Source organism: Bowmanella yangjiangensis, assembly GCF_017255015.1.
Lineage (GTDB): Bacteria > Pseudomonadota > Gammaproteobacteria > Enterobacterales > Alteromonadaceae > Bowmanella > Bowmanella yangjiangensis.
Window position 1 is genome coordinate 1 of the sequence record NZ_JAFKCS010000190.1, and the last position, 1,519, is coordinate 1,519.

Genomic DNA, 1,519 nt, shown 5'->3' on the forward strand with positions numbered 1-1,519 from the left:
TGACGAGCAGCAGGCCGCGTGCTGAATCCTTCATCCGTGTGTCCTCGACGTGTCGCTGGCGGGCATTCCGTTCTTGCCTGGCGCGGCCTCGATGAGGTGCACGCCAGATGCTGCGCCGATGATGGCCTCGGTGCGCCGTCAGGACCTGTCCAGAAGCGTCTCGGGTGCTGCGCTTAGCGACCTGGCGGCAGCAATGGAGACGGACATTCGTCCATGCTGCCCGCTCGGCTACTGCGTGGGCTGGGCGACGATGCCGCGCTGGCGGTTGTACGCCTGCCACTGCGCCAGCAACCAGCCGCCCTGACCGCTGAAGCGCTCGCTCGAACGTGTGCAGGCGCTGATCCGCTCCAGGCGGAAGTGCCGGAAGTCGTTGCGCAGCTCGCACCAGGCGGCGAGCATCTGAAAACCGTCGAAATAGCCCAGGGCAATCGGCCGCAAGGTGCGTCGGCTCAGCGTGCCCGCTTCGTCCGTGTAGTCGATCAGCACCTTGCATTCATCGCCAATGGCCTCACGCAGGGCACGTGCCGTGGCGCCGTCATCGCTCGTGGAAGGGGCGGGCCCGGCAAACAGCGGGGTCTTCTCCAGCTGTGCCTGTGCCTCGGCGCCAAGCACCGCACGCAGCTTGCCCTGTACGTTCTGCGCCGCCTGGCGCAGCGCCGGATCCGTCCGGCGCTCGACCCAGCGCAGGCCGAGCAGCAACGCCGCCAGCTCTTCCTGGGTGAACATCAGCGTTGGCAGCAGATAACCCGGCTTCAGCAGGTAGCCGATGCCCGGCTCGCCGTGAATATCGGCGCCCTGGCCCTGCAGGGTGGCGATGTCCCGGTACAGCGTGCGCAGGCTAACGCCCAGCTCAGCGGCGAGCGTCTGGCCGCTGACGGGAAGGCGGTGGCTGCGCAGGATCTGCAGGAGCTTCAACAATCGTTCGGTGCGTGTCATCGCGCCATGCTGACAGGAACTGTCAGTAGGGTCGACTAACGTGACCCTCCCATTGTCAGGAGGTCCACCATGAACCGTCCCAATCTGCTTGTCCTCTACGTTGCCGACCCACTGCGCAGCAGCGCCTTCTACCGGCAACTGCTGCAGCAGGCGCCCAGCAGCGAGTTTCCCAGTTACGTGTCCTTCGCGCTGAACGAGCAGCTGCACCTGGGACTGTGGTCGGAGCAGGCGGACAATTTCCAGTCCTCCGGCAGCGGCCATCGCAGCGAGTTCGGCTACCTGGTCGAGCGGGAGGCGGATGTCGAAATGCTCTACGCGCGCTGGCGGGCGCTGGGCGTGGAGATCGAGCAGCCATTGGCCCGTGCGGTGTTCGGGCCGACCTTCGTCGCGCTCGACCCGGACGGTCACCGGCTGCGCGTGTGCATGCGCGATGCCAGCTGAGCGCCGCTGTCGATGGCGCTCGGCGCCTGATGCAGCCCCGCGCCCGGCGTGGGGCTGCGCCTCAATGCAGCGCGCGTGAAGGCAGGCGCTCGTCGACCAGTCGTTGCGCCTGCAGGGCGAGGCTGTCGAGGTGCGCATCGCG

The 1,519-nt window shown here is 67.3% G+C and carries 2 protein-coding genes; one reads left to right on the forward strand and one right to left on the reverse strand.

The window, feature by feature from the left end; all coding sequences use genetic code 11:
• Positions 1-228: 228 nt before the first annotated feature.
• Positions 229-936 (reverse strand): helix-turn-helix transcriptional regulator, encoded by a 708-nt coding sequence (locus tag J0A65_RS23205; protein WP_206596659.1) that lies wholly within the window; start codon positions 934-936, stop codon positions 229-231.
• Between the two features lie 69 nt (positions 937-1,005).
• Between J0A65_RS23205 and J0A65_RS23210 the strand changes: the two genes are divergently transcribed.
• Positions 1,006-1,377 carry a VOC family protein gene (locus J0A65_RS23210; protein WP_175254221.1) on the forward strand — a complete coding sequence of 124 codons (372 nt, stop codon included), beginning with the start codon at positions 1,006-1,008 and terminating at the stop codon, positions 1,375-1,377.
• Positions 1,378-1,519 lie beyond the last annotated feature (142 nt).